The 26969-nt window shown below is 72.6% G+C and carries 26 protein-coding genes; 18 read left to right on the top strand and 8 right to left on the bottom strand.

The window, feature by feature from the left end:
• Window positions 1–29 precede the first annotated feature (29 nt).
• Window positions 30–2531, top strand: coding sequence for a leucine--tRNA ligase (gene leuS, locus AOM02_RS10935; protein WP_062299191.1), 2502 nt, complete (start codon window positions 30–32; stop codon window positions 2529–2531).
• Between the two features lie 75 nt (window positions 2532–2606).
• Complete coding sequence (locus AOM02_RS10930) at window positions 2607–3461, top strand: DegV family protein (protein WP_062299190.1); 855 nt, start codon at window positions 2607–2609, stop codon at window positions 3459–3461.
• Window positions 3462–3484: 23 nt separating this feature from the next.
• Here AOM02_RS10930 and AOM02_RS10925 read toward each other — a convergent pair whose 3' ends face one another.
• Window positions 3485–4036: a hypothetical protein gene (locus AOM02_RS10925; protein ID WP_156156192.1), complete on the bottom strand. Its 552-nt coding sequence runs from the start codon at window positions 4034–4036 to the stop codon at window positions 3485–3487.
• A gap of 176 nt (window positions 4037–4212) precedes the next feature.
• Between AOM02_RS10925 and AOM02_RS10920 the strand changes: the two genes are divergently transcribed.
• Genes AOM02_RS10920 through holA form a run of 3 tightly spaced genes read left to right on the top strand, consistent with a single transcriptional unit; the run spans window position 4213 to window position 8202 of the window.
• Window positions 4213–4926 (top strand): ComEA family DNA-binding protein, encoded by a 714-nt coding sequence (locus AOM02_RS10920; protein WP_062299188.1) that lies wholly within the window; start codon window positions 4213–4215, stop codon window positions 4924–4926.
• Between the two features lie 4 nt (window positions 4927–4930).
• Window positions 4931–7216 (top strand): ComEC/Rec2 family competence protein, encoded by a 2286-nt coding sequence (locus AOM02_RS10915; RefSeq protein ID WP_062299187.1) that lies wholly within the window; start codon window positions 4931–4933, stop codon window positions 7214–7216.
• Window positions 7217–7221: 5 nt separating this feature from the next.
• Window positions 7222–8202, top strand: a complete 981-nt coding sequence (gene holA / locus AOM02_RS10910) for a DNA polymerase III subunit delta (protein WP_062299186.1) — start codon at window positions 7222–7224, stop codon at window positions 8200–8202.
• Between the two features lie 301 nt (window positions 8203–8503).
• Here the strand turns inward: holA and AOM02_RS10905 are convergent, their stop codons facing one another.
• From AOM02_RS10905 to AOM02_RS10890, 4 genes are all read right to left on the bottom strand, one after another.
• Entirely contained in the window at window positions 8504–9178 is a 675-nt protein-coding gene (locus tag AOM02_RS10905; RefSeq protein WP_062299185.1) for an EAL and HDOD domain-containing protein, read from the bottom strand.
• Window positions 9179–9286: 108 nt separating this feature from the next.
• Window positions 9287–9547, bottom strand: a complete 261-nt coding sequence (gene rpsT, locus AOM02_RS10900) for a 30S ribosomal protein S20 (protein ID WP_062299184.1) — start codon at window positions 9545–9547, stop codon at window positions 9287–9289.
• Between the two features lie 75 nt (window positions 9548–9622).
• Window positions 9623–10117 carry a type II toxin-antitoxin system PemK/MazF family toxin gene (locus AOM02_RS10895; RefSeq protein ID WP_228373819.1) on the bottom strand — a complete coding sequence of 165 codons (495 nt, stop codon included), beginning with the start codon at window positions 10115–10117 and terminating at the stop codon, window positions 9623–9625.
• The gene (locus tag AOM02_RS10890) at window positions 10114–11805 is read right to left on the bottom strand and encodes a putative bifunctional diguanylate cyclase/phosphodiesterase (protein ID WP_062299183.1); all 1692 of its coding nucleotides are present in this window, start codon (window positions 11803–11805) and stop codon (window positions 10114–10116) included. Before AOM02_RS10890 ends, AOM02_RS10895 begins: the two co-directional genes overlap by 4 nt.
• A 166-nt stretch (window positions 11806–11971) precedes the next feature.
• Between AOM02_RS10890 and lepA the strand changes: the two genes are divergently transcribed.
• Both lepA and hemW read left to right on the top strand, forming a co-directional pair.
• Window positions 11972–13825 (top strand): translation elongation factor 4, encoded by a 1854-nt coding sequence (gene lepA, locus AOM02_RS10885; protein WP_156156191.1) that lies wholly within the window; start codon window positions 11972–11974, stop codon window positions 13823–13825.
• 52 nt (window positions 13826–13877) lie between these two features.
• Window positions 13878–15062: a radical SAM family heme chaperone HemW gene (hemW, locus tag AOM02_RS10880; RefSeq protein WP_082105044.1), complete on the top strand. Its 1185-nt coding sequence runs from the start codon at window positions 13878–13880 to the stop codon at window positions 15060–15062.
• 74 nt (window positions 15063–15136) lie between these two features.
• Here hemW and AOM02_RS10875 read toward each other — a convergent pair whose 3' ends face one another.
• Complete coding sequence (locus tag AOM02_RS10875) at window positions 15137–15622, bottom strand: DUF4870 domain-containing protein (RefSeq protein ID WP_062299181.1); 486 nt, start codon at window positions 15620–15622, stop codon at window positions 15137–15139.
• An 82-nt stretch (window positions 15623–15704) separates the two neighbouring features.
• Entirely contained in the window at window positions 15705–16100 is a 396-nt protein-coding gene (locus AOM02_RS10870) for a DUF4870 domain-containing protein (protein WP_082099344.1), read from the bottom strand.
• Between the two features lie 190 nt (window positions 16101–16290).
• Between AOM02_RS10870 and hrcA the strand changes: the two genes are divergently transcribed.
• From hrcA to era, 9 genes are all read left to right on the top strand, one after another.
• The gene (hrcA, locus tag AOM02_RS10865; RefSeq protein ID WP_062299180.1) at window positions 16291–17298 is read left to right on the top strand and encodes a heat-inducible transcriptional repressor HrcA; all 1008 of its coding nucleotides are present in this window, start codon (window positions 16291–16293) and stop codon (window positions 17296–17298) included.
• On the top strand, window positions 17299–18432 hold the full coding sequence (dnaJ, locus tag AOM02_RS10860; protein WP_062299179.1) for a molecular chaperone DnaJ: 1134 nt from the start codon (window positions 17299–17301) through the stop codon (window positions 18430–18432).
• Window positions 18433–18434: 2 nt separating this feature from the next.
• Window positions 18435–19208 (top strand): 16S rRNA (uracil(1498)-N(3))-methyltransferase, encoded by a 774-nt coding sequence (locus AOM02_RS10855; protein WP_062299178.1) that lies wholly within the window; start codon window positions 18435–18437, stop codon window positions 19206–19208.
• Window positions 19205–19549, top strand: coding sequence for a histidine triad nucleotide-binding protein (locus AOM02_RS10850; protein ID WP_062299177.1), 345 nt, complete (start codon window positions 19205–19207; stop codon window positions 19547–19549). The genes AOM02_RS10855 and AOM02_RS10850 overlap by 4 nt, the downstream gene beginning before the upstream one ends.
• Before the next feature lie 38 nt (window positions 19550–19587).
• Complete coding sequence (locus tag AOM02_RS10845) at window positions 19588–20592, top strand: PhoH family protein (RefSeq protein WP_082099421.1); 1005 nt, start codon at window positions 19588–19590, stop codon at window positions 20590–20592.
• Window positions 20589–21038, top strand: coding sequence for an rRNA maturation RNase YbeY (gene ybeY, locus AOM02_RS10840; RefSeq protein ID WP_062299175.1), 450 nt, complete (start codon window positions 20589–20591; stop codon window positions 21036–21038). Before AOM02_RS10845 ends, ybeY begins: the two co-directional genes overlap by 4 nt.
• A 33-nt stretch (window positions 21039–21071) precedes the next feature.
• The gene (locus tag AOM02_RS10835; protein WP_062299174.1) at window positions 21072–21734 is read left to right on the top strand and encodes an NADase-type glycan-binding domain-containing protein; all 663 of its coding nucleotides are present in this window, start codon (window positions 21072–21074) and stop codon (window positions 21732–21734) included.
• A gap of 83 nt (window positions 21735–21817) precedes the next feature.
• Window positions 21818–23134, top strand: a complete 1317-nt coding sequence (locus tag AOM02_RS10830) for a hemolysin family protein (RefSeq protein ID WP_062299173.1) — start codon at window positions 21818–21820, stop codon at window positions 23132–23134.
• Window positions 23127–24029 carry a GTPase Era gene (gene era / locus AOM02_RS10825; RefSeq protein WP_062299172.1) on the top strand — a complete coding sequence of 301 codons (903 nt, stop codon included), beginning with the start codon at window positions 23127–23129 and terminating at the stop codon, window positions 24027–24029. The genes AOM02_RS10830 and era overlap by 8 nt, the downstream gene beginning before the upstream one ends.
• A gap of 121 nt (window positions 24030–24150) precedes the next feature.
• Here era and AOM02_RS14370 read toward each other — a convergent pair whose 3' ends face one another.
• Window positions 24151–24309 carry a hypothetical protein gene (locus tag AOM02_RS14370; RefSeq protein WP_156156190.1) on the bottom strand — a complete coding sequence of 53 codons (159 nt, stop codon included), beginning with the start codon at window positions 24307–24309 and terminating at the stop codon, window positions 24151–24153.
• Window positions 24310–24688: 379 nt separating this feature from the next.
• On the opposite strand from AOM02_RS14370, the gene leuA reads away from it, so the two are divergent.
• Together leuA and AOM02_RS10815 are read left to right on the top strand one after the other, a co-directional pair.
• Complete coding sequence (gene leuA / locus AOM02_RS10820; RefSeq protein ID WP_062299171.1) at window positions 24689–26434, top strand: 2-isopropylmalate synthase; 1746 nt, start codon at window positions 24689–24691, stop codon at window positions 26432–26434.
• A complete protein-coding gene (locus AOM02_RS10815) occupies window positions 26431–26958 on the top strand; it encodes a hypothetical protein (RefSeq protein ID WP_062299170.1) in 528 nt (175 codons plus the stop codon). The genes leuA and AOM02_RS10815 overlap by 4 nt, the downstream gene beginning before the upstream one ends.
• The last annotated feature ends 11 nt before the right edge of the window (window positions 26959–26969 follow it).

Below are 26969 nucleotides of genomic sequence, written 5' to 3'. Positions count from 1 at the left end.
CGCGCATCGTCCCTCGGTAGAATCCTCGGGTGACCGAGACGCCCCAGACCGACGAGCACCGCTACGACTTCCACGAGATCGAGGCCCGCTGGCTTCCCGTGTGGGAGGAGCGCCAGCCCTTCCGCTCGGGCCGCGAGGACGATGCGCGCCCGACGAAGTACGTGCTCGACATGTTCCCGTACCCCTCCGGCGACCTTCACATGGGCCACGCCGAGGCGTACGCGCTCGGCGACGTCATCTCCCGCCACTGGGTGCAGAAGGGCTTCAACGTCCTCCACCCGATCGGCTGGGACTCCTTCGGCCTGCCCGCGGAGAACGCGGCGATCAAGCGCGGCATCGACCCCGCCGGCTGGACCGAGGACAACATCGCGCAGCAGCTGAGCTCGATGAAGCGTTACGCGTGCTCGTTCGACTGGGACCGCGTGCTGATGACGCATCGTCCCGACTACTACCGCTGGAACCAGTGGATCTTCACCCGGATGTTCGAGCGCGGCCTCGCGTACCGCAAGCACTCCAACGTCAACTGGTGCCCCAAGGACCAGACGGTGCTCGCGAACGAGCAGGTCGTGGGCGGCCTGTGCGAGCGGTGCGACACCCCGGTCACCAAGAAGAAGCTCAACCAGTGGTACTTCAAGGTCACGGAGTACGCCGACGAGCTGCTCGACGAGCTGGAGAACCTGCGCGGCTCGTGGCCGTCGAAGGTGATCGCGATGCAGCGCAACTGGATCGGCCGCTCGTCCGGCGCCGACGTGTCCTTCACCATCGAGGGCCGCGACGAGCCCATCGACATCTACACCACGCGTCCCGACACCCTGTACGGCGCGACCTTCATGGTGGTCGCGGCCGACTCCGACCTGGCCGCCGAGCTCGCCGAGGGTGCGGACGCCGCGACCCAGGAGGCGTTCGCCGCCTACGTCGAGAAGGTCAAGGGCGAGAACGAGATCGACCGACTCGCGACCGACCGCCCCAAGACCGGCGTGTTCCTGCAGCGCTACGGCGTCAACCCGGTCAACGGCGAGCGCCTGCCCATCTGGGCCTCGGACTACGTGCTCGCCGACTACGGCCACGGCGCGATCATGGCCGTGCCCGCGCACGACCAGCGCGACCTCGACTTCGCGCGCGCCATGGACCTGCCGGTCCGGGTGGTCCTCGACTGCCGGGACGATGCGGGAGAGCCCTTCGGCGACCCCGCCGAGACGGGCGTCGCCGCGACGGGCGACGGCGTGCTGATCAACTCGGAGTCGCTGAACGGCCTCGCGAAGGCCGAGGCGATCGCGGCCATCACCGCCGAGCTCGAGACCGCCGGCACCGGCCACGCGTCCACCAACTACCGCCTGCGCGACTGGCTGATCTCCCGCCAGCGCTACTGGGGCACGCCCATCCCGATCATCCACTGCGAGACCTGCGGCGAGGTCCCTGTCCCCGACGACCAGCTCCCGGTGACGCTTCCCGCCGCCGAGGGCCTCGACCTCAAGCCCAAGGGCCAGTCGCCGCTCGCGGCCGCGACGGACTGGGTCAACACGACCTGCCCGTCATGCGGCGGTGCCGCCCTGCGCGACACCGACACCATGGACACCTTCGTGGATTCGTCCTGGTACTTCCTGCGCTACCTGTCGCCGCAGAAGACCGACGGCCCGTTCGACCTGGTCCAGGCGAAGCGCTGGGCGCCGATCGACCAATATGTCGGCGGCGTCACCCACGCGATCCTGCACCTGCTGTACTCGCGCTTCTTCACCAAGGCGCTGCGCGACATGGGCATGATCGACTTCGGCGAGCCGTTCTCCGCCCTCCTCAACCAGGGCATGGTGCAGATGGACGGCTCCGCGATGTCGAAGTCGCGCGGCAACCTGGTGCGTCTGTCCGAGCAGCTCGACGAGTTCGGCGTCGACGCCATCCGCCTCACCATGGCGTTCGCCGGCCCGCCGGAGGACGACATCGACTGGGCCGACGTCTCGCCCGGTGGTTCCGCGAAGTTCCTCGCCCGCGCGTGGCGTCTGGCGCGCGACGTGACCTCCGAGCCGGGCGTCGACCCGAGGACCGGCGACGCCGCGCTGCGCGCGATCACGCACCGCACCCTGGCCGATTCGCAGGAGCTGGTCGAGGGCTTCAAGTTCAACGTCGTGGTCGCCCGCGTCATGGAGCTGGTCAACGCGACGCGCAAGGCGATCGACTCGGGCGCCGGCGCCTCCGACCCGGCCGTGCGCGAGGCCGCCGAGGTGGTCACCATCCTCCTGAGCCTCTTCGCGCCGTACTGCGCCGAGGACATGTGGAGCATGCTCGGCCACCAGGACGTGGCGCTGGCGACCTACCCGGCCGTCGACGAGTCGCTGCTCGTCGAGGAGACCGTCACGTGCATCGTCCAGGTCAAGGGCAAGGTGCGCGGCCGCCTCGAGGTGCCCCCGGGCATCTCCGAGGACGAGCTGCGCGAGCTCGCGCTGGCCTCCGACGGCGCGAAGCGGGCCATCGGGGACGCCGCGATCCGCACCGTCATCGTGCGCGCGCCCAAGCTCGTCAACATCGTCACGGCCTGATCCGCCGGCGGCGCCACCCGCGGGTGGCGCCGCCGCGGAGCCGCCCGTCGGCCCCGCCGCCGCTAGGGTGACGGCATGACCGTCGCCGTCATCGCGGACTCCGCGGCCTCGCTGCCCCCTGGGCTGGCGGAGAGCCGCAGCATCGGCGTCGTCCCGCTGCAGGTGATCGTCGACGGCGGGGCGCTCGCGGAGGGCATCGGCATCGGCCCCGACGAGGTCGTCGCGCACCTGCGTGACGGCGCCGCGGTGTCGACGTCGCAGCCCACCCCGGCCGCGTTCGACGAGGCCATCGCCGCGGCCGTCGCCGGAGGCGCCGACGGCATCGTCCTCGTGGCGATGTCGCGCGCACTGTCGGGCACGTGCGAGGCGGCTGAGGCGGCCGCCGGGCGCGCCCCGGTGCCGTGCGAGGTGGTCGACACGGGCACGGTCGCGATGGCGGCCGGCTACGCCGCGCTCGCGGCGGCCCATGTGGCGAGGACCGGCGGCACGCTCGCCGACGTCGCGGAGGCCGCGCGCACCGTCGCCGCGGGCTCGCACTGCGTGTTCACGGTGGAGTCGCTCGACCACCTGCGCCGCGGCGGCCGGATCGGCCCCGCGGTCGCGGCGGTCGGTCGCGTGCTGGGCATCCGGCCGGTGCTCGAGGTGCGCGACGGCGAGGTGGCGCTCGTCGGGCGCGTGCGCTCCGCGGCCAGGGCGCGGGCGGCGCTGCACGCCGCGGTGGACGATGCGCTGGCCGGGCGCACGCATCCGGTCGTGACCGTCCACGGCGTGGGCGCGGAGGAGGCCGCGGTCGAGGCCGCGCGCGAGATCGAGGCCCGCCATCCGTGGCTCGGGCCCGTCGCGGTCGCCGAGGTGAGCGCGGTGCTGGCCGTCCACGCCGGCCCGGGGACGCTCGCGGCGGTGGTCGCGGACCTGCCCGTCGAGGCCTAGGTCCCTCGCCGGGACACGCCGCCTCAGCAGGAGCGGCGCGGCGTGCGCTCCAGCAGGTAGCCGTCGAAGGTCTCCGCGTAGTCGCGCCAGCCGCTCGCGTACCTGATCTCGATGCGGTCGACCCACGCGCGCTCGTCCGGGTCCTCCGGCGTGAGCGCGACCAGCAGCTGGCCCGTCCCATGCGGCGCGATGGTCGCATCCGCGGGGGCGACCGCGCGGGCCATCACGTCGTTCGCATCGTCGACCGGGGAGTCGACCGGCCACTCGAACGTCCCCATCGCCTGTCCGACGTCCGGCCCCGTCGGGTCGATCAGCAGCTCGACTGAGCCGAGGTTGCCGCCCGTGGCGTCCACGGACCAGACGTCGATCTCGCTGCTGCCGTTGTTGGCGAGCAGCACGCCGTAGTACAGCGTGACGCCCTCCGCCCGGTCCGGCGAGCAGATCCCGGCGCCGCCGCTCGTGCCGAGGGGGCCGTCGGCGAGCACGTAGGCGGTGCCGGCCGCGAGCAGCGCGACGGCGCCCGTCACGGCGACCGCCACGGTGCTCCTCCGCGTCGGCGCGGCTGTCTGAAGCATGCTCCCATCGTCGCGTCGAGCCTGGTACGCGCCAAGACCCCACTTCTGGTGGCAGCGGCGGGGCCGATCGTCCGCACCCCCGGGGCCGATGACCCCGGCCCGCAGCATCGTCTGTCCCATCCCCGCGCACGCCGGGCATCGACGCGAGGGGCCGGGCCGGTGCCTACGGTGCCGGCATGGAAGCCTCCGACCCCGCCACGTCCTCCTCCGAGGACGTGCGCGCACGCTGGTCCGCCGGGCTGCGCGACGCCGCGGCGCGCGCGTACGCATCCGGGCACGGGGCCGACCCGCCCGCGCCGCAGCCCACCCGCTGGCGCCTCGACGCGCGCAGCGCCGCCACCGCGGCGGCGGTGCTCGCGGTGCTCGCGGCCGTCGCGTGGTGGGGCCTGCGCGCGGAGCCAGCGACGCCCCTGGCCGTGGTGGCGAGCGCCTCGCCCAGCGCCCTCGCATCGGCGCCGGCGACGGGTGGCGTTGCCGCCGCCCTGATCGTCCACGTCAGCGGCGCGGTCCGCAGCCCTGGGCTCGTGGAGCTGCGCGTGGGCGCCCGCATCGCCGACGCGATCGAGCTCGCCGGCGGGCTCGGACGGCGCGCCGACGAGTCCTCCGTCAACCTCGCGCGGCCGGTCGCGGACGGCGAGCACATCGTGGTGGGCCGGTTGGATGCGGCGGGCGCGCCCGTGGGCTCCGCCGCTACGCCGGCACGCGTCGACCTCAACACGGCGGACGAGGCCGCGCTCGAGACCCTGCCGGGCGTCGGCGAGGTCCTGGCCGCGCGCATCGTCGCCGACCGCGAGGCCAACGGGCCGTTCGCCGTCGTGGAGGACCTCGAGCGCGTGTCCGGCGTGGGGCCGTCGATCGTCGAGGCCATCGCGGACCTCGCGACCACGTGACACGGTGGGCGGCTGGGGGGACCTCCGGCTGGTCCCGGCGGCGATCGCCGCCTGGGGTGCGTCGCTCGCCGTCTGGGCGGCGGGCCCGCGTGCCGGCCTGCCGGTGGCGCTCGCGTGCGCGATCGCGGCGCTGGCCTCGCGCGTGTGGAGGCGGGGCGGTGCGGGCGTCGCCCCGGTGCTCGTGCTCGCGGTGGCGGCCGCGCTCGCCGCCACCGTCACCACGGGCGCCGCGGTGACCGCGCGGGCATGGATCCCGGCGCATGCGCGCGCCGTCGTGGAGGCGCGCGGCCTCGTCGCCGAGGTGCGGCCGGTCGACTCCCACGGCGAGCCGCGCGTTGCTGTGCGCGTGTCGGTTCGCGCGTGGCGGGACGTGGCAGAGGAGGGGTGGCGGCACGGCGCGGGCCTCGTCGTCGTCCTGGCGTCGGCGGACGGCGCCCCCGCGCGCGGCGGTGTCGTGACCGTGCGCGGCACCACCGAGCCCGCCGCGGCGGGGCCGGTCGACGCGTTGCTCGACGGACGCATCGTCGCCGCGGAGCCGCCCACCGGGTGGCGGGCCACCGCCGAGCGGGCGAGGGTGGCGTTCCGCACGGCGCTCGCGGGCGCCCCGGCGGAGACCGCGCCGCTGGTCGCGGGCATGGTGCTCGGCGACACGTCGGCCATGGACCGTCGGCTGGTGGGGCAGATGCGGACCACTGGCCTCGCTCACCTCACCGCGGTGTCCGGCGCGCACTTCGCGATCCTGGCGGTGGCGCTCGGCGCCCTGCTGCGGCGCGCGCGGGCCTCGCCCGCGGTCGTCGCGGTGGGCACGGTCGCGGCGTGCGGGGCGTTCGCGGGGGTCGTGTCGGGCGGCGGCTCGGTGCTGCGGGCGCTCGCGATGGCGGCGATCGCCGGTGGGGCGCTGCTCGCCGGGCGCCGCGGCCAGAGCATCCCGGCGCTCGCGGCCACGGTGCTGCTGTTGGTGCTCCTCCGGCCCGAGCTGGCGCGCGACGTGGGTCTGGCGTTGTCCGTCTCGGCCGTCGCCGCGATCGCGCTGCTCGCGCCCGGGATCGCGGCCCGGCTGCGACGCGGGGTGGCCGCCCCGCTCGCCGACGCCGCTGCGGTGACCCTCGCCGCGCAGGCCGCCTGCCTGCCGGTGCTCGCGTCGATCGAGGCGGGCGTGGGCCCCTGGGCGGTCCCGGCCAACGCCGTCGCGACGCCTTTCGCGATCCCGGTGACGCTGCTCGGCGTCGCCGCGCTCGCGCTCGCCGTGCCGGCGCCCGCGCTGGCCCACCTCCTCGCGGATGCCGCGGCACGATGCGCGTATCCGGTCGTCGCGGCCGCGCGCGCCTTCGCGGAGGCGCCGGGCGGAGACCTCACCACCGACGTCGGTGCGCGCGGGGTGGTGCTCGGCATCGCGCTCGTGCTCGCCGTGGCGGTCGCGGCGAGGGCACCGCGCCCGTGGTGGCGGCTCGGCGCGGCGGGGGCCCTGGCGTTCGCCTTCGTCCTGCACGTGCCGCCGCGATGGCTCCCGGAGGTGTTCGGCGGCGCCCTCGACGGCTGGACCGTCGTGGCGTGCGACGTAGGACAGGGCGACGCGCTCGTCGTGCGCGGGGGAGGCGCCGTCGTCATGGTCGACGTGGGCACCGCGGATGCGGACACCGCGGGCTGCCTCGCGCGCATCGGCGTCACCCGCGTCGACCTGCTGGTCCTCACCCACGAGCACGCGGACCATACCGGCGGGGTCGAGGCGCTGCGCGAGGTCGTCGACGTCCGCGGCGCATGGCTTCCGCCCGCGCCGTCCGAGGCGACCCTGGAGGCGCTCGCCGGGGTGCCGGCGGCGGCGCCGGCCGTGGGCGAGGGGGCGCACGTGGGTGGGGTGACCGTCGAGGTCCTCCAGACGGGACCGGCGCCGAGGTCCCGCGACGGCACCGAGGTGAACGACTCGTCGACCGCGCTGCGCATCGAGGCCGACGGGCTGGTGGTCGTGGCGCTCGGCGACCTGGAGGTGGAGGGGCAGAGGCGGCTCGAGCCCGTGGTCGCTGCGCTCGGCCGCGTCGACATCGTCAAGGCGGCGCATCACGGCTCGGCGGCCCAGGACGAGGCGCTCGTGAGGGCGATCGCGGCACCCGTCGCGCTCGTCTCCGTCGGCGCGGGCAACGACTACGGGCACCCCGCGCCGGAGGCGATCTCACTGTACGGCGCCGGGGGAGCGGCGGTGCTGCGGACCGACCTGTGCGGGGACATCGTGATCGGGGTGCGGGAGGGCGAGCCGGTGCTCGTCCGGCGGTGTCGGAACTCCGTGGGAGGCTAGTCCCCGTGGCGAGACGAGAGGCACCTCAGGCGACCTGGCACCGTGCCGTGCCGGCACCCGTGGTGCTGGTCTCGGGCCCCGAGAAGCTCCTCGCGAGCCGTGCCGTCGAGCGCATCTCCGCGGTCATGCGGAAGAGCGGCGAGATCGAGGTGAGCAGGCTCGACGCGAGCGCGTACGTGCGCGGCGGGCTCGCCGGCGCGACCAGCCCGTCGCTGTTCGCGGAGCCAGGCCTCGTGGTCGTCGAGTCGCTCGAGGCGATGAACGACGACTTCCTCCAGGACGCGCTCGCGTACGTCGGGCAGCCGGATCCCGAGTGCGTGGTCGTGCTGCTGCACGGCGGCGGCGTGCGCGGCAAGAAGCTGCTCGACACGCTGCGCAAGGGCGGCACCCCCGAGTTCACGTGCCCCGCGATCAAGAAGGACGCGGAGCTCGTCGACTTCGCCACCGGCGAGTTCGAGCGCGCCAAGCGGCCGGCTCCCGCCCGCGCGGTGCGTGCGCTGGTCGACGCGATCGGCGACGACGTGGCCGAGCTCGCGGCCGCCTGCGCGCAGCTGGTGAGCGACGTCGACGGCAGCATCGACGAGGCGGCCGTCGCGCGCTACTACGGCACCCGCGTCAACGCGACGGGCTTCGCGGTGGCCGACGCGGCCATCGCCGGCCGCACCGCCGACGCGATCGCGCTCGTGCGCCACGCGCTGTCGACCGGCACGGACCCGGTGCCGCTGGTCGCGGCGCTCGCGATGAAGCTGCGCACGTTGATCAAGGTGGGCGCCGCGAGGGGCCGCGGCGTGAGCCTCAGGGAGCTCGGGATCCAGCCGTGGCAGGAGGAGCGCGCCCGTCGCGACCTCCGCAAGTGGGACGCCGACACGCTCGCGCTGGCCGTGCAGGCGGTCGCCCGCGCCGACGCCGAGATCAAGGGCGCGTCCCGTGCCCCGGGCTTCGCTCTCGAGCGCGCGGTCCGCACCGTGGCCGAGCTCGCGGCGTAGCGCCCGTCCGCGCCGCGCTCCCAGCCCCGCGCCACCCGCCACCTCCGCAATGGGTAGGTGGTGGTCGGTTCTGAGAGGTTCCTGCGCCTCATGGGTGACTCATGGTCGTCTTACCCCAGGCATGGCCCCTCCGGGGAGCTCAGCGACGCTTCTGAGCGGTTCCTGACTCCTGCGGGGAGCTCAGCGACGTCACCGCGTCCGCACCGTCGCTCAGTTCCCCGCAGGAGTCGCAAACCTCGGGAGACCGTCGCTCGGCTCCCCGCAGCGCGCCGGGGGGTGGCGTGGGGGAGGGCGCGACCCGCTAGACCAGCACCGGGTGCTCGCCGCGCTCGAGCACGACGACGCGCTCGAACCACCAGCCCTGGAACAGGTCGAAGCCCAGGTCCTCGCAGGCCTCCAGCACCTCGGCGTCCTCGACCCGCTCCGCGATGAGCGTCGCCCCGCCCCGTCGCGCCGCCTCGACGAGCGCGGGGCCCTGGCGGACGAGGTCGCGGAAGTCGACCTTCACGAAGTCGGCGAGGGGGAGCAGGCTGAGCTGCGATTCCGTCGCGACGAAGTCGTCGACCGCGATGCGGAAGCCGTCGCGTTTGAGCTCGGACACCCGCGCGGCCAGGGCGACGTCGGCGTACGCGGACTCCACCACCTCGATGACCACGCGCGCGGGGTCGCAGTGCCGCGCGACGTCGTGGTCCAGCAGGTACGTGCGCGTGAAGTTGATGAACGCCGGGTGGGGCGCGGTGATGTCGGGGTCGCGCCAGAAGGCGGCCGCGATCACGTGCTCCGTCGCGCGGTCCTGCAGACGAGGAGGCCAGAGGTCGATCGGGAGCCCGTCGTGCCCCTTCGCGCGGTACAGGAGCTCGTGCCCGCGCACCTCACCGGTGCGCGTGAAGATCCCCTGGCGCCCCACGAGCGCGGTCGAGCCGTGACGGCTCAGGTGCGGGGGGTGCCAGAGCCGGGGCCCTGTGGCGTGCGTCACATGGGGAGACTAGCGGCACCGGGCCGGGACTCGTGGCACATCGCGCCGGAAAGCACGAACGCCCCGGATCGCCGAGGCGATTCGGGGCGTAGGTGTGTGCGAGGTCGCTTAGAGAGCGGCGACCTGCTTGGCCAGCGCCGACTTGCGGTTCGCGGCCTGGTTCTTGTGGATGACACCCTTCGAGACGGCCTTGTCGAGCTTGACGGAGGCGGTCTTGAGGGCGGTCTCGGCGGAAGCCTTGTCGCCGGCGGCGATGGCCTCGCGCACCTTGCGGACGTTCGTCTTCAGCTCGGACTTGACGGCGACGTTGCGCAGGCGAGCCTTCTCGTTGGTGCCGATGCGCTTGATCTTCGACTTGATGTTTGCCACAGCGTTCCTTCTGCGTCTTGGTGAAAGTTGGGGGGTGGAGCGCGAGCAGGCGCTCACACACGAACGGAAATTGTATCAGCGATGGTGCTCTTTGAGCGAACCGGCGACGCGGTCGAACGTCGCGCGATCGAGGATCGCGCCCTCGCGACGCACCGTGGCGGGGTCGACCCGCAGGATGCGGTCGAGGCGGACCTCGCTGGGACGCCCACGAGAATCCCACGGTCCGGCGCCGATGTCCATCCAGTACCGGCCCCAGCGCGCCTCCTGGGCGGCGTCCTGGTCGTGGTCCTTGCTCGTGAGCATGAGCCCGAGAAGCCAGCGTCCATCGTGCCCGATGAGCAGCACGGGCCGGTCCTTGCCCTGGCTGTGGTCCTCCTCGAACGGCACCCACGTCCACACGACCTCGCCGGGGTCGGGGTCGCCGTCGCGCGCGGGGGCGTAGGACACCCGCGGCATGCCGGTGAAGTCGCCCGGGTAGCCGGTCGTCGTGCGGGTGGACGATGCGCCGGGAGGCGGCGTGGTGCGGACCGCGCGGACGATGCGCCGGAACAGGTCGAACAGCGAGCTCACCCCGCCGACGGTACCGGCCCCTCGTGCGGGTCCGCCATGGAGGAGGGGCCGCGCAGGTCGAGCTCGTGCACGGGCTTCGCGTGGCCGAACAGGAAGCCCTGGCCCAGGGTCCAGCCGTGCTCGAGGGCGATCGCGCGCTGCGCCTCGGACTCGACTCCCTCGATCACACCGGACATCGCCAGGCTGCGGGTGAGGGTCGCGACGGTGGTGGAGATGCGGTCGCCGGTGCCGCGGTCGCCCAGGCGCAGCGTGAACTCGCGCGCGAGCTTGAGCCCCGAGACGGGGTTGAGGAGCACGGAGCTGAGCGCCGAGTAGCCGGTGCCGAAGTCGTCGATGATGAGGTCCACGCCGAGCGCGGTGAGGCCGTCGAGGTCGGACTTCGCGGCCTGCGTGGCGATGAGCATGCCCGACTCGGTGATCTCGAGCCCCAGGCGGTGGGGGTCGATCCCGGTCGTGTCGAGCGCGTGCGTCACGACGCGGGTGAGGTCGGCCGAGCCGATCTGCCGCGTCGACACGTTGACGAAGACGCGCCCGGTGAACTCGGGGTGCGCGGCGATGAACTCGCACGCCTCGGTGATGACGAACGCGCCGAGCGGGACGACGAGGTTCGCCTCCTCGCACACCTCGATGAACTCGTCGGGCAGGAGCAGCCCGCGGTTGGGGTGCTGCCAGCGCACGAGCGCCTCGTACGCGACCACCTCGCCCGTGTCGAGGCGGACGATCGGCTGGTAGTGCACCACGAGCTCGCCCTCGCGGATCGCGGCGCGCAGCTCGGACTCGATCGACAGCTTGTTGAGCGCGTGCGAGCGCAGCTCGCTCGTGAACACCTCGACGCGCGCACGGCCGCGCTGCTTGGCCGCGTACATCGCGGTGTCGGCGTTGCGCAGGAGGCTCTCGGCGGTGAGGTCGGGCTCGGCGAGGGCGAGGCCGGCGCTCACGGTGGGGACCACCTCGTGGCCGCTCACGTTGAAGGGGATCTGCACGTCCGAGGCGATGACGGTGAGGAAGGCCTCGGCCGCGGCCTGGGTCGCGACGGACTCGAGGATGACCACGAACTCGTCGCCGCCGAGGCGGGCCACGGTGTCGCCCGGGCGGACGGCGCCCTTGATGCGGCGCGCGATCTCCTGGAGGAGGGTGTCGCCGGCCTCGTGGCCGAGCGAGTCGTTGACGACCTTGAAGTGGTCGACGTCGAGGAAGATGCAGGCGACCGTGTGCGCGTCGGTGCGGCGCGCCTCGAGCGCGGCCTCGAGTCGCTCGAGAAGGAGCGTGCGGTTCGCGAGACCGGTGAGGTGGTCGTAGAGCGCGCGGCGCTCGAGCAGGTCCTTTGCCCGGCGGATCTCGGTGATGTCCTCGACGTGCACGAGGTAGCGGGCCTCGCCCTCGCCCTCGGCGGGGGAGACGGTCATGCGCGTCCACACGGCGTCGCCGTTGCGGTGCAGCAGGCGGGTCTGCGCCTGGAAGTACGGCAGCTCGCCACTGTCGAGCTGCCAGCGCAGCTCCTCGTCCCGCGGGATGTCGTCGGGGTGCGTGAGGTCGCGCAGGTGGTAGGTCCGCAGCGCGGCCACCGAGCGGCCCACGATGCGCGCGAAGGCGCCGTTGACGTCGATCAGGGCGCCGTCGGCGCCGAGCACCACCATGCCGATGGGCGATCCGTCGAACGCGGGACGGAACAGATCGGTCTCCGCCATCGCCGCCTCCTCCCGGGTCGTCGCCGTGCGCACCCTGCGCGCGGTCCACCCCATCTATCGGCATGTCAGGCGCGGCCATGAGACCTCGGGTCGCCGCGGCGCGTCCCGACTTCATGGGAGAATAGCCCGCACCGTAGAAAGCCTGAACCGAGGAACCGTCATCACCGTGTCCGCAGATCCCCGCATCGAGCCCGCCTCGACCCAGCCGGCGCTCATCCGCAACTTCTGCATCATCGCTCACATCGACCACGGCAAGTCGACCCTCGCGGACCGCATGCTCCAGCTCACCGGCGTCGTCGAGCCGCGTCAGATGAAGGCGCAGTACCTCGACCGCATGGACATCGAGCGCGAGCGTGGCATCACCATCAAGTCGCAGGCGGTGCGCATGCCGTGGGAGGTCGACGGCGAGCCGCACGCGCTCAACATGATCGACACCCCGGGCCACGTGGACTTCACGTACGAGGTGTCCCGTTCGCTCGCCGCATGCGAGGGCGCGATCCTCCTGGTCGACGCCGCGCAGGGCATCGAGGCGCAGACCCTCGCGAACCTCTATCTCGCGATGGAGAACGACCTCACGATCATCCCGGTGCTCAACAAGATCGACCTGCCCTCGGCGGACCCGGACCGCTACGCGGCCGAGCTGGCGCAGCTCATCGGCTGCGACGTCGAGGACGTGCTCCGCGTGTCCGGCAAGACCGGCGCGGGCGTGCCCGAGCTGCTCGACCGCGTGGTGCGCGACATCCCCGCCCCGGTCGGCGACGCCTCCGCCCCGACCCGCGCGATGATCTTCGACTCGGTCTACGACACCTACCGCGGCGTCGTCACCTACGTCCGCGTGGTCGACGGCTCGCTCAAGCCGCGCGAGAAGATCGCCATGATGTCGACGCTCGCGACCCACGACCTGCTCGAGATCGGCGTCATCAGCCCCGAGCCGAAGCCCACCAAGGGCCTCGGCGTGGGGGAGGTCGGCTACCTCATCACCGGCGTGAAGGACGTGCGCCAGTCGAAGGTCGGCGACACCGTCACGGCGGCCGCGCGTCGCGCCGAGGAGTCGCTCGGCGGCTACCGCGACCCCAAGCCGATGGTCTACTCGGGCCTGTTCCCGCTCGACGGCTCGGACTTCCCGATCCTGCGCGACGCGCTCGACAAGCTCCAGCTCAACGACGCGTCGCTGGTCTACGAGCCGGAGAGCTCGGTCGCGCTCGGCTTCGGCTTCCGCTGCGGCTACCTGGGCCTGCTGCACCTCGAGATCGTCCGCGACCGCCTCGAGCGCGAGTTCGGCCTCGACCTCATCTCGACCGCGCCGAACGTGGTGTACGAGGTCGAGATGGAGGACGGCAAGGTCCACACCGTCACGAACCCGAGCGAGTTCCCCGGCGGCAAGGTCGCCGCGGTGCGCGAGCCCGTGGTCAAGGCGTCGATCCTGGTCCCGAGCGAGTTCATCGGCACGGTCATGGAGCTGTGCCAGGAGCGTCGCGGCGTCATGGGCACCATGAACTACCTGAGCGAGACGCGCGTGGAGATGCACTACACGCTTCCGCTCGCCGAGGTCGTCTTCGACTTCTTCGATCAGCTCAAGTCGCGCACGCGCGGCTACGGCTCGCTCGACTACGAGCCCGCCGGCGACCAGGTCGCGGACCTTGTCAAGGTCGACATCCTGCTCCAGGGTGAGCAGGTCGACGCCTTCAGCGCCGTCGTGCACAAGGACAAGGCGTACGCGTACGGGCTGTCGATGGTGGGCAAGCTCAAGGACCTCATCGACCGCCAGCAGTTCGAGGTGCCCGTCCAGGCCGCGATCGGCTCGCGCATCATCGCCCGCGAGACCATCCGCGCGATCCGCAAGGACGTCCTCGCGAAGTGCTACGGCGGCGACATCTCGCGCAAGCGCAAGCTGCTCGAGAAGCAGAAGGCCGGCAAGAAGCGCATGAAGAACATCGGCTCCGTCGAGGTGCCGCCGGAGGCGTTCATCGCCGCGCTGTCCACCTCCGACGACGGCTCGGACAAGGGCAAGAAGAAGTAGCGTGCTCCCGTCCGACGCGACGGACGATGCTCTCACCAGGCATGATGAGCACATGACTACCGCTGTGGGAGCGCGGGACTTCGGCGTCTACGTGCATGTGCCGTTCTGCTCGGTGCGCTGCGGGTACTGCGACTTCAACACCTACGCCCCGGGCGAGGTCGAGGGCGCGACCCGCGAGGGCTACGTCGAGGCCGCGCTCCGTGAGATGGATCTCGCGCGCGCCGCGATGCCCGGCGACGCGCGCGCGGCCCGCACCGTGTTCTTCGGCGGCGGCACGCCGACGATGCTCGACTCGTCCGCGCTCATCGCGCTGCTCGACGGCGTGCGCGGGACGTGGGGCCTGAGCGCCGACGCCGAGGTCACCACCGAGGCGAACCCCGACTCCGTCACCAAGGAGTCGCTGCGGGCGCTCGCGCGCGCGGGCTTCACCCGCGTCAGCCTGGGCATGCAGTCCGCGGTGCCGCACGTGCTGCGCACGCTCGACCGCACCCACAAGCCGGCGAACGTCGAGCGCGCCGTGCTCGCCGCACGCGACGCGGGCCTCAAGGTCAGCCTCGACCTCATCTACGGCACGCCGGGGGAGTCGCTCGAGGACTGGCGCACCAGCCTCGAGGCCGTCATCGCGCTCGAGCCCGACCATGTCAGCGCCTACGCGCTCGTCATCGAGCCCGGCACCCGCATGGGCGCGCAGCTGCGTCGCGGAGAGGTCGCCCCGACGGATCCCGACGTCCAGGCCGACATGTACGAGCTCGCCGACACCCTCCTGTCCGAGGCCGGCTACTCCTGGTACGAGGTGTCGAACTGGGCTCGCGAGCCCGGCGACCGCTGCCGTCACAACATGGCGTACTGGCGCAGCCAGGACTGGTGGGGGATCGGTCCGGGCGCGCACTCCTACCTGGGGCCGCATCCGCTGCCCGACGGTGGCGAGGCGCCCGCCCGGCGGTGGTGGAACGTCAAGCACCCGCGCGCCTACGCGGCGCGCCTGGCCGCGGGCGAGAGCCCGGAGGCGGAGGGCGAGGAGCTCGCGGGCGACGACCTCCGGCTCGAGCAGGTGATGCTCCGGCTGCGCCTGTCCGAGGGCATCCCCGCGGACTCGGTCGAGGGACGCGCGGAGGCCGTCGCCAAGCTGATCGCGGACGGTGTGCTCGACGGACCGGCCGCGGTCCGCGGCACCCTGCGCCTCACGCGCCGCGGACGGCTGCTCGCGGACCTCGCGGTCCGCGCCCTCGCGTTCTGATCCGCCCGAGCGCACGGGCCCACGCGACACGGCCGGGCCCCGGGGAGAGCCCGGGGCCCGGCCGTGCGGAGCCGCTACCGGATGAACGGGATGACGAGCGGGATCCGGTAGTACTCGCCGCGGTTGGCCTTCACGCCGGCCACGATCGAGATCACCAGCGCGTAGATGGCGTAGCCGATCATCGCGGGGATGGTGACGATGAAGCCGATGCCGAGGGTGACGAGGCCGAGCACGAAGCCGGCGACGATCACCGCGAGCGAGGTGAGCTGCAGGTTGAGGTTGGTCTTGCCGTGCCAGTCGACCAGGGCGCTGCGCTCGCGGTAGATGAGCCACATGATGAGCGGCACCAGGAAGGCGAGCGTGCCCGCGGAGACGACGATCGCGACGGCGGCGAGGATGTGCACCAGCATGGCGATGGTGCGGGCGTCGGTCTCCAGCATCGGGGCCGGGGCGACGTAGGGCGGCGTGGGCGCCGACTGGGGCTGCTGCGGCTGGGCGGGTCCGTCCTGCGGGGGGACGGTGCCGTCCGGCGGCGTCTGGGGCTGGGTCGTGTCGTTCATGCCTCCAGCCTGGCAAAGACAAGAGGGCCCCGCATCCACCACAAGGGGGAGCGGGGCCCTGATCTTGGTCGGGGTGCGACCCTTACTTGATGATGCGCCAGTTGAACGGGTAGCGGTAGCGCTCGCCGCGGTTGGCGGCGACGCCGGCCATGATGCAGAGGATCAGGGTGGCGATGCCCACGGCGAAGCTGAGCACGATGCCGATGAGGACCACCCACAGGATCGACGCCACGATCTGCGCGATGGTCACCAGGATCGAGAAGTTCAGCGCCTCCTTGCCCTGGTCGTCCAGGAACGCGCTGCGCTCGCGGAAGATCAGCCAGATGATGAGCGGCGGCAGGAAGCCGAACAGGATGATGCCGAGGTGCGCGAGCATCGCCCACAGGCGCTCGTCGCTCTCCGTCATCGGCTGGGGCGCGTAGGGCTGCTGGGGCGGCGGCGGCGGGGACTGCGGCGGGGGCGGCGGGTTCTCGGTCATGGCTCTCTCCCTCGGATGCGGACCTGGGCGGGGGCGCGCGAGGCGCCCCCGCACGCCCAATCTATCCAGAAACGCCCGCTATGACACGGATTCGCGCGCGTGAGCCGCCGCGCCGGGACGGGCCCTCCGGGGCCGTCCCGGCCCCGCGTTAGGATTAGCACTCGTCGAGTTCGAGTGCCAGGAGGGGAACGTGAGCGAGGAACGCCGCCGCGCCGTGCTCCGCGCGATCGTGGAGGACTACGTCGCCACTCACGAGCCCGTGGGCTCCAAGGCGCTCGCCGACGCCCGCTCGCTGGGCGTCTCCTCCGCGACCATCCGCAACGACATGGCGATCCTCGAGGAGGAGGGGCTCATCGCGCAGCCCCACACCTCCGCGGGGCGCATCCCCACGGACCTGGGCTACCGCTCGTTCGTGGACCAGCTCGCGGCCGCGGCGCTGCCGGACGCGCACAAGCGCGCGATCGGCACGTTCCTGTCCGACGCCGTCGACCTCAACGACGTCGTGGAGCGGTCGGTGCGGCTGCTCAGCCAGCTCACCCGCCAGGTCGCCGTGGTCCAGTACCCGTCGCTGCGGGAGTCCGCGGTGCGCCGCATCGAGCTGGTGCGGATGGGCGCCGAGCACGCGCTCGTCGTCGTGGTGTCCGCGGACGCCCGCGTCGACCAGCGCACGATCGCGTTGGGCGAGCCCACGTCGGACGAGGCGTTCGAGCGTGCCGTCCGCGAGGTCAACGCCACCGCCGAGGGCCTCACGGGCGCCCGGCTGGAAGCCGCGCTGACGATGTGGGCGGCCGCCCCGGACCAGGTGCCGTGGGCGGGCGCGGTCGCGGACTTCGTGGTGAGCGCCGCACGCGGCGGCACCGTCGAGCGGGTCGTGTTCGCGGGGGCGTCCAACCTGGCACGCGTCGGGTCGGGGCTCGAGGCGGACACGATCGCCCCCGTCCTCGACGCCCTCGAGGAGCAGGTGGTGCTGCTGCGCCTGTTGCACGAGATGGCGGCCGAGGGGGACGATGTCTCGGTTCGCATCGGTGCGGAGACGCACCACGAGGCGCTGTCGCGCACGTCGATCGTCGCCGCGGCCTACGGCCGCGACGCCGCCTCGCTCGTGGGCGCGCTCGGACCGACACGCATGGACTATCCGGGGACGATGGCCGCCGTGCGCGCCGTCGCCCGCTACCTGTCGAAAGTGGTGGAGCTCTAGGTGAAGGACTACTACGCCGTCCTGGGCGTCTCTCGAGACGCCTCCGAGGCGGAGATCAAGAAGGCTTACCGCAAGCTCGCGCGCGAGCTGCACCCCGACGTCGCGGGTGCCGAGGGCGAGGAGCGGTTCAAGGAGGTGGCCGCCGCGTACGACGTGCTCGGCCACGCCGAGAAGCGCGCCCAGTACGACCGCGGCGTCGACCCGCGCGCGGCCTCCGGCGGCGCCGGCGGGCCCCAGGGCTTCGGCTTCGAGGACATCTTCGAGACCTTCTTCGGCGGCGGCGCCGGCCCGTTCGGCGCGCAGCAGCGCGGCCCGGCCTCGCGCGTCCAGCGGGGCGGCGACACGCTCGTCCACACCGAGGTCACGCTCGAGGAGGCCGTGTTCGGCGTCACCCGCGAGATCCAGGTCGACCTCGCCGACGTCTGCACCACGTGCCACGGCTCGTGCTGCGCCCCGGGCACGCAGCCCCAGGGCTGCCGCCAGTGCAACGGCACCGGCTCGGTCCAGCGCGTCGCGCGCTCGCTGCTCGGCCAGGTCATGACCACCGCGCCGTGCCCCACGTGCGGCGGCTACGGCTCGACCATCGAGACCCCGTGCGGCGACTGCTCCGGCCAGGGCCGCACGCACTCGCGCCACACCGTGAGCGTCGACATCCCCGCGGGCGTCGAGACCGGCACCCGCATCCGGATGACCGGGCAGGGCGACGCCGGCATCGCGGGCGGTCAGAAGGGCGACCTCTACATCGAGATCCGCGAGCGTCAGCACGCGGTCTTCGAGCGTCGCCACGACGACCTGCACTGCACCCTCGAGGTGCCGATGACCGCGGCCGCGCTCGGCACGGTCCTCCACGTCGAGACCTTCGACGGCGAGCAGGAGGTCGACGTCCGCCCCGGCACCCACGCGGGCTCGACGGTCAAGCTCAAGGGCCTCGGCGTCGGCCGCCTCCAGCGTGCCGGCCGCGGTGACCTGTTCGTGCACCTCGACGTCGTCACGCCCACCGACCTCACCGACGAGCAGTCCGAGCTGCTGCGCCAGCTCGCGGAGCTGCGCGGCGAGCAGGCGCCCGAGGCCCGCCTCGCGCCGATCGGCGGCGGCGTGTTCTCGCGCCTCAAGGACGCGTTCAAGGGCCGCTAGCGGTGACCGCGCCCGTCTTCGTCGACCCCGCGGCGGCCACGGCGGCCGCGGGCGACGTCCTGCGCGTCGAGGGGGACGAGGCGCGCCATGCCGTCACCGTCCAGCGCCGCCAGGTGGGCGAACGGGTCGACGTCGTCGACGGTGCGGGCGCCCGCGCGAGCGGCGTGCTCGTCGCCACCGGCGACCGCTGGATGGAGGTGCGCGTCGAGGCGGTGAGCCGCGACCGCGACCCCGACGTCACGCTCGTGCAGGCGCTCGCCAAGGGCGGCCGCGACGAGCAGGCCGTCGAGGCGGCCGTCGAGCTCGGCGCCACGCGCATCGTCCCGTGGGCGTCGGACCGCGCGATCGTGCAGTGGCGCGGCCCCAAGGCCGCGAAGGGTCGCGAGAAGTGGGCGTCCCTGGCGCTCGCCGCCGCCAAGCAGAGCCGCCGCGCCGTCGTCCCGACGGTGGACGATGCGGCGACCACCCGCCAGCTCGCGGCGCGGGTCGCCGACGCGGTCGCCGCGGGCACACGCGTGCTGGTCCTGCACGAGTCCGCCGCCGCGCCGATCTCGGCCCTGACCTGGGACGATGCCGACATCCCGGTCTGGTTGGCCGTCGGCCCGGAGGGCGGCATCTCGGACGCCGAGGTGGACGCGCTCGTGGCTGCCGGTGCCGAGGCCGTGGTGCTCGGACCGCACGTCCTCCGCGCCTCGTCCGCCGGCCCGGCCGCGCTCGCGGCCCTGGCCGCCCTGCGCGGTCATTGGGGCGGGCCGGTCACTACGCTAGGAGCATGAGCACCACGGACTGCATCTTCTGCAAGATCGTCGCCGGGGAGATCCCGGCGACGAAGGTCGTCGAGACCGACCACGTCATCGCGTTCCGCGACATCGCGCCCAAGGCGCCGGTGCACGTGCTCGTCGCGTCGAAGCAGCACGTCCCCAACGTCGCCGCGGCCGCGCGCGAGATCCCGGAGGTCCTCGCGGAGATGGCGCAGGTCGCGCAGCAGATCGCCGACGCGGAGTGCGACGGCGAGTACCGCCTGATCTTCAACACCGGTGCCACGGCGGGCCAGAGCGTGTTCCACGTCCACGGGCACGTGCTCGGCGGCGCGGCGCTCGGTTGGGAGCCTGCGTGAGCGTCACCCGGGTGGTCGTCGTCGACGACGCGGCGAGGATGCCGGACCTGCTGGGCTCGGGCGACGGCGTGCTCCGCGAGGTCGAGAAGGCGTTCCCCGCGGTCGACATCATGGTGCGCGGCAACCGCATCACCCTGACCGGCGACGAGGACGACGTCGATGCGGCCGCCTCGGCGGTCGAGGAGCTGCGCGATGTGCTCGGCGCGGGCGTGCCGTTGACCCCGGAGGTCGCGCGCGAGTCCGTGCGCATGCTGCGCTCGACGGGCCCGTCGAGCGGCGGCACGACCGCCGTCGCGGAGCGGCCCGCGGGCGTCCTCAGCCGCTCGATCCTCTCCACGCGCGGGCGCACCATCCGGCCCAAGACGGAGGGCCAGGCGGCCTACGTCCACGCGATGGACTCGCACACCATCACGTTCGGCATCGGCCCGGCGGGCACGGGCAAGACCTACCTCGCGATGGCGCAGGCCGTGGCGGCGCTGCAGGCGAAGCGGGTCAACCGCATCGTCCTCACGCGCCCGGCGGTCGAGGCAGGCGAGCGCCTGGGCTTCCTGCCCGGCTCGCTCAGCGAGAAGATCGACCCCTACCTGCGCCCGCTGTACGACGCGCTGCATGACATGGTCGACCCCGAGTCCATCCCGCGCCTGATGGAGGCCGGCACGATCGAGGTGGCGCCGCTCGCGTACATGCGCGGACGCACGCTCAACGACGCGTTCGTGATCCTCGACGAGGCGCAGAACACCACGCGCGAGCAGATGAAGATGTTCCTCACCCGCCTGGGCTTCGGCACCACGATGGTGGTGACCGGCGACGTCACGCAGGTGGACCTGCCGGGCGGCACGCGGTCGGGCCTGCGCGCCGCGTCGGAGATCCTCACGGGCGTCGAGGACATCGCGTTCTGCCACCTCGGCGCGCAGGACGTGGTCCGGCACCGCCTGGTGAGCGACATCATCACCGCGTACGCGGAGAACGACGAGCAGGATCAGGGCCGCGGCCCTCGACCCACCGGCCAGCGCCGCCGGTTCGACCGGGAGGAGCGGAAGTGATCGAGGTCAACAACGAGACCGACGCGACGATCGACGAGGTCGAGTTCGCGGAGCTCGCGCGGTACGTGCTGGGCCGCATGCACGTGGCCGAGGGCGCGGAGCTCGCGATCATGTTCGTCGACGAGGAGGCGATGGAGCAGCTCCACCTCCAGTGGATGGACGAGCCGGGCCCCACCGACGTGCTGAGCTTCCCCATGGACGAGCTGCGGCCCGGCACGGCCGAGGAGCCCACCCCCGCGGGCCTGCTCGGCGACATCGTCGTGTGCCCGTCGGTCGCGAAGCGCCAGGCGGCCTCCGCGGGCCACAGCGCCGAGGAGGAGATGCTGCTCCTCACCACGCACGGGATCCTGCACCTGCTCGGCTACGACCACGTGGAGCCCGAGGAGGAGAAGGAGATGTTCGCGCTCCAGCGGAACCTCCTGCTCACGTTCCTGGCGTCGCGTTAGGGCAGTTGCGGCACCTTGTGTAAGGTGCCGGGCATGATGCCGCTGAGGGGGGCCGCGCTGCTGGCCGCGTCCGTGTCCGTGCTCGCCCTGGCGGGATGCACCGGGGAGCCGCAGCCGGTGGTGACCGTCACGGTCACCGCGGAGCCCACCACGGCCGCGGAGCCCGCGCCCACGGACACGCCCGCCGTCGTCTCGAGCGAGCCGGGCAACCTGTTCGAGTCCGGCGTCGGCTACACCATCACCGCGACCCAGACCGCGGACGAGTCCACCGATGCCGCCGGCAACGCGGTGTCGTACGACGCGGTCAACATCGCCGACGGCGACCCGGCCACGGCGTGGCGCAAGTCCTCCGACGACTGGTCGGGCGACGACTACCTGCTCGTCACCTTCGACCAGCCCGTGACCCTGACGAGCGCCGGCCTCATCAACGGCTACGCGAAGGTGGACAAGGCGAGCGGCACGGACCGCTATGTCCAGAACCACCGCCTGTGCTGGGCGACCTTCGAGCTCTCGGACGGCTCGGAGTGGAGCATCGAGCTCGACACCGACGACCGCGCGATGCAGTCGGTCCCCGTCGCCGGCACCGTCGAGTGGGTGCGGATCACCGACCTGTACTACTGCGGCACCGAGGAGCCCGAGGCGACCCGCGACTTCGTCGCGATCTCCGACGTCGAGCTCATCGGCAAGCCCGCCTAGCCGCACCGGGCCCGCGATCCGCACGCGGGCAGCGTTCGGCCGCCAGCGCTGCGACTAGTCTGGCTTCCCATGGGACGGCACGCGTGACAGAGACCGCCATCAGCCTGCTCGTGGCGGTCGTGGTCGCGGGCCTCGCGGGTGCGGCGGCCCTCCACGCCGTCGTCGCGGCCTTCGAGCAGATCCCGTACGCGGACGAGCGCCGCATGGCCGGCCAGCTGCGTCCCGACGGCGCCCCCACCCGGGCCGCGCGGCTGGCGGCGCTGCCCGACCATGCCGACACCGCATCGTCCGTCGCCTATGCGGTGCTCGAGACGGTCGCGATCGTCGCGTGGACGGCGCTCGCCCTCGCGCTCGGCGACGCGATGGGCTGGGAGACCGGCCCGACGCTGCTGCTCGCGTGGGTCGTGGCCGCGTTCCTGTCGCTCGTCATCGTGCGCGCCTGGCCGCGCGCCGCCGCGCGCCGGGCCCCCGAGACCGCGATCCGCGCGCTCGCGCCGCTTGCATGGACGCTGATCCGCCTCACCACGCCCATCCGCGCGGTGGTGCCGGCGCTGCGCATCCGCGAGCTGTCCGAGCCCGAGGACCTGGTCGAGCAGGCGGGCGAGGCGCTCGAGGAGGAGGACGCCGAGCTGCTGCGCTCGGTCGTGAGCCTGGGCGACACGCTCACGCGCGAGGTGATGGTGCCGCGCACCGACATGGTGACGATCCAGGCGGGCACGCCCGCGCGCAAGGCGATGCTGCTGTTCATGCGCTCGGGCTACTCGCGCGTGCCGGTGATCCGCGGCGACGTCGACGACACGGTCGGCGTGCTGTACCTCAAGGACGTGGTGCGGGCGACCTGGGATCACCCCGAGCGGCTCGAGGAGCCCATCGACGGGCTGCTGCGCGAGGCGGTGTTCGTCCCGGAGTCCGTGCCCGCGGACGACCTGCTGCGGCGCATGCAGGACGAGGTGTTCCACATGGCGGTCGTGGTGGACGAGTTCGGCGGCGTCGCCGGCGTCGTCACGATCGAGGACGCGCTCGAGGAGATCGTCGGCGAGGTGGTCGACGAGCACGACCGCTCAGCGCCCGAGGTCGAGGACCTGGGCGACGGCCGCTACCGCATGCCCGCGCGCTGCGGGCTCGACGAGCTCGGAGAGCTCTTCGGCGTCGAGATCGACGACGAGGACGTGGAGACGGTGGCGGGGCTGCTCGCCAAGGCGCTCGGCAAGGTGCCGATCCCCGGATCGCGCGCGACCGCGCACGGCATCGAGCTGTTCGCCGAGCGCGCCGAGGGCCGCAGGCGCACGCTGGTGTCGGTGATCGCGACGCGTGCCCCCGAGGACGATGCGGCGCCGGGCACGAGCGAGAACGAGACGGTGCCGCGCAGGCGCGGCCGGAAGGACGAGGACGATGACTGAGAACCACCGATCCGGCTTCGCGGCGTTCGTGGGCCGCCCGAACGCGGGCAAGTCGACGCTGATGAACGCGCTGGTGGGGGACAAGGTCGCGATCATGTCGTCGCGGCCCCAGACCACGCGTCGCGCGATCCGCGGCATCGTCAACCGGGACGACGCCCAGCTCGTGATCGTCGATACCCCGGGCCTGCATCGTCCCCGCACGCTGCTGGGCGAGCGCCTCAACGACCTCGTGCGCGAGACGCTGTCGGAGGTCGACGTGATCGGCTTCTGCCTGCCCGCCGACGAGAAGGTGGGCCCAGGCGACAAGTGGATCGCGCGTGAGCTCGCGGACTCGCGCCGCCCCGTCGTCGCGATCGTGACCAAGGTCGACAAGGTGCCGCGCGACCGCGTCGCCGCCCACCTGCTCGACGTGTCGCAGCTGGGGGAGTGGGCCGAGATCGTCCCGGTGAGCTCGGTCAAGGACATCCAGATGGGCACGCTCGTCGACGTGCTCGCGAAGTACCTGCCGGAGGGTCCCGCGCTCTACCCGGAGGGCGAGCTCACCGACGAGCCCGAGGACGTGCGTATCGCGGAGCTGATCCGCGAGGCGGCGCTCGAGGGCGTCCGCGACGAGCTCCCGCACTCGATCGCCGTGGTGATCGAGGAGATGGTGGAGCCCGACTCGGAGGACGCCCACCGGCCCGTGCTCGAGATCCGCGCCCACGTGTTCGTGGAGCGGGACTCGCAGAAGGGCATCATCATCGGCAAGGGCGGGTCGCGGCTCAAGGAGGTCGGCGCGACGGCGCGGCAGGGGATCGAGCACCTGCTGGGCCGGAAGGTGTACCTGGACCTGCACGTGAAGGTCGCGAAGGACTGGCAGCGCGACCCCAAGCAGCTGGGTCGGCTCGGGTTCTAGGCCCGCCCGCCCTCTCCCACCGACCTGGATCGCGGGCGATTCGGCGAACCGCCCGCGATCCGAGTCAGATCGACCTGGTTCGCGGGCGGTTCCGCGTCGGGCCCGCGTGACGAGCCGCGCTCTACTGGATCGAGGACAGGATCTTCAGCGCCTGCGCGAGGAGCAGGACGAAGCCGCCGCTGCTCAGCAGGATGATCGCGAGCACCGTCGGGACGGCCCAGAAAGGGTTCTCCTTCTTGGTGGGGGCAGCGGGCTGGGGGGTGGCGGTCTGGTCGGACACGGGGGCTCTCCTCATCGGTTTCGTACTAAGTACGCCTAGTGGGATCCACCGTAGTCGTACTTAGTACGAAAGGCAAGGGTTGGCCCCGATGTCGGATCAATCGCGCTTCGATCCGACCTACGTGCTGGAACCGGCCCGTATGAAGGATCGATGCGCGCATGCTCCGACGAGGAGGCTGGCGGGCGGACCCGCGAGGCGGGGCTGGCGGGATCGTCTGCGAGGCGGGGGAGGGCACGCATCGTGCATCGGCTATGGTGGTCGCATGCGTGCACGCTCGCTGCTCCTTAGCTGCCGCGACGAGGCCTAGAACAGGCCGGATCCTCGTCGCGGCGGTTCGTGTGCCGGCTCACAGGACAGCGACACAGCTAAGGAATCACCCATGATCAGCGAGCACTACACCGGCGGCGCGCAGACGCCGTCCCGGATGCCCATCACGAAGTACCTGCCGTTCGATCGGCAGATCGAGGTCGAGCTGCCCGACCGCACCTGGCCGGGCAAGCGCATCACGAAGGCCCCGCGCTGGTGCGCGGTCGACCTCCGCGACGGCAACCAGGCACTCATCGAGCCCATGAACGCCGAGCGCAAGATGCGCATGTTCGAGCTCCTGGTCCGCATGGGCTACAAGGAGATCGAGGTCGGCTTCCCGAGCGCGAGCCAGACGGACTTCGACTTCGTGCGCCAGCTCATCGAGGAGGACCGGATCCCCGATGACGTCACCATCCAGGTCCTGACCCAGGCCCGTGAGCACCTCATCGAGCGCACCTACGAGTCGCTCAAGGGTGCCAAGCAGGCGATCGTCCACCTCTACAACTCGACCAGCATCCTCCAGCGCGAGGTGGTGTTCCGCGCCGACGAGGACCAGATCCTCGACATCGCCACCCACGGCGCGATGCTGTGCCAGAAGTACGAGGAGACCATCCCGGACACACGTGTGTTCTACGAGTACAGCCCCGAGTCCTACACCGGCACCGAGCTCGCCTACGCCGTGCGCGTGTGCAACGCCGTGCTGGACGTGTGGAAGCCCACGCCCGACCGCAAGGTCATCATCAACCTGCCCGCGACCGTCGAGATGGCGACCCCGAACGTCTACGCGGACTCGATCGAGTGGATGAACCGCAACCTCGACTACCGCGACTCGGTGGTCCTGTCGCTGCACCCGCACAACGACCGCGGCACCGCGATCGCGGCCGCGGAGCTGGGCTACATGGCCGGCGCGGACCGCATCGAGGGCTGCCTGTTCGGCAACGGCGAGCGCACCGGCAACGTCGACCTCGTCACGCTGGGCATGAACCTGTTCAGCCAGGGCATCGACCCGGAGATCGACTTCTCGGACATCGACGAGGTGCGCCGCACGGTCGAGTACTGCAACCAGATCGATGTCCACCCGCGCCACCCGTGGGGCGGCGACCTGGTCTTCACCGCGTTCTCGGGCTCGCACCAGGACGCGATCAAGAAGGGCCTCGAGGCCATGGACGCCAAGGCCGCGAAGCAGGGCGTCGGCGTCGACGACCTCGTGTGGGCCGTCCCGTACCTGCCGATCGACCCGAAGGACGTCGGCCGCTCGTACGAGGCCGTCATCCGCGTCAACTCGCAGTCCGGCAAGGGCGGCGTCGCGTACCTGCTCAAGACGGAGCGCAATCTCGACCTGCCCCGCCGCCTCCAGATCGAGTTCTCGCGCGTGGTCCAGCGCGCCGCCGACGCCTCCGGCGCCGAGATGACCGCGGACTCGCTGTGGCACATCTTCGAGGACGAGTACCTGCCGGCCGCCGATCCCGAGCGGATCTGGGGCCGCCTCGCGCTCGTCGGCACGCGCGGCACGTCGAGCGAGACCGGCCCGGACACGCTCGCGGCGGACATCACCGACGGCGGCCAGGCGATCACCATCGAGGGCTCGGGCAACGGCCCCGTCGCGGCCTTCGTGGCCGCGCTCGGCACCCGGGGCGTCAAGGTCGAGGTCCTCGACTACCACGAGCACGCGATGAGCACCGGTGGCGACGCCACCGCGGCCGCGTACGTCGAGTGCGCGATCGGCGACGAGATCCTCTGGGGCGTCGGCATCGACCCGTCGATCACGACCGCGACGCTCAAGGCGATCATCTCGGCCGTGAACCGCGAGGGACGATGATCCGTCGCATCGTGGGAGCCGCCGCGGCCGTCCTGGCCGCGGCGACGCTCTCCGCGTGCGGCTCGTCGCTGCCCGACACCGAGCTGTCCGACCTCTCGGGGCTGGGCCTCGAGTCTGTGCCCTGCGAGGACACGGTGCAGATGGCGGGCATCCAGTCGGACGACGCCGAGGCCGTCATCGAGTGCTGGACCGGCGCGCCCGACGACGGGCTGTTGGCGACCGCGGACGCGGTCCTGGCGGCCCTGCTCGCCGACAACGACGGCGCCGAGGACGTGACTGCTGCGCTGTGCTGGGACGACACGGTGACCGATGCGGAGGCCAGCGCCTGCCGCGCGATCCTCGTGGGCGACACGACCGACGGCGCGGTGGTGTCCGCGGTGCTCGCGCTCAAGGACCCGGGCGCGGTCATCGGCGAGCTGTCGGACGACCCGACGGACGCCGAGGTCGAGGCCGCGCTTGCGGGCGCGGACGTCGAGGCGCTCGTCTTCAGCGAGCCCGCCTCCTCGGAGACCGGCGACCTGTAGTCGGCGAGACC

Origin of the sequence: Demequina maris (assembly GCF_000971155.1) — a bacterium.
Taxonomy (GTDB): Bacteria; Actinomycetota; Actinomycetes; order Actinomycetales; family Demequinaceae; genus Demequina; species Demequina maris.
Note: the sequence above shows the minus strand (reverse complement) of the source record. Positions and strands in the feature narration are given on the sequence as shown.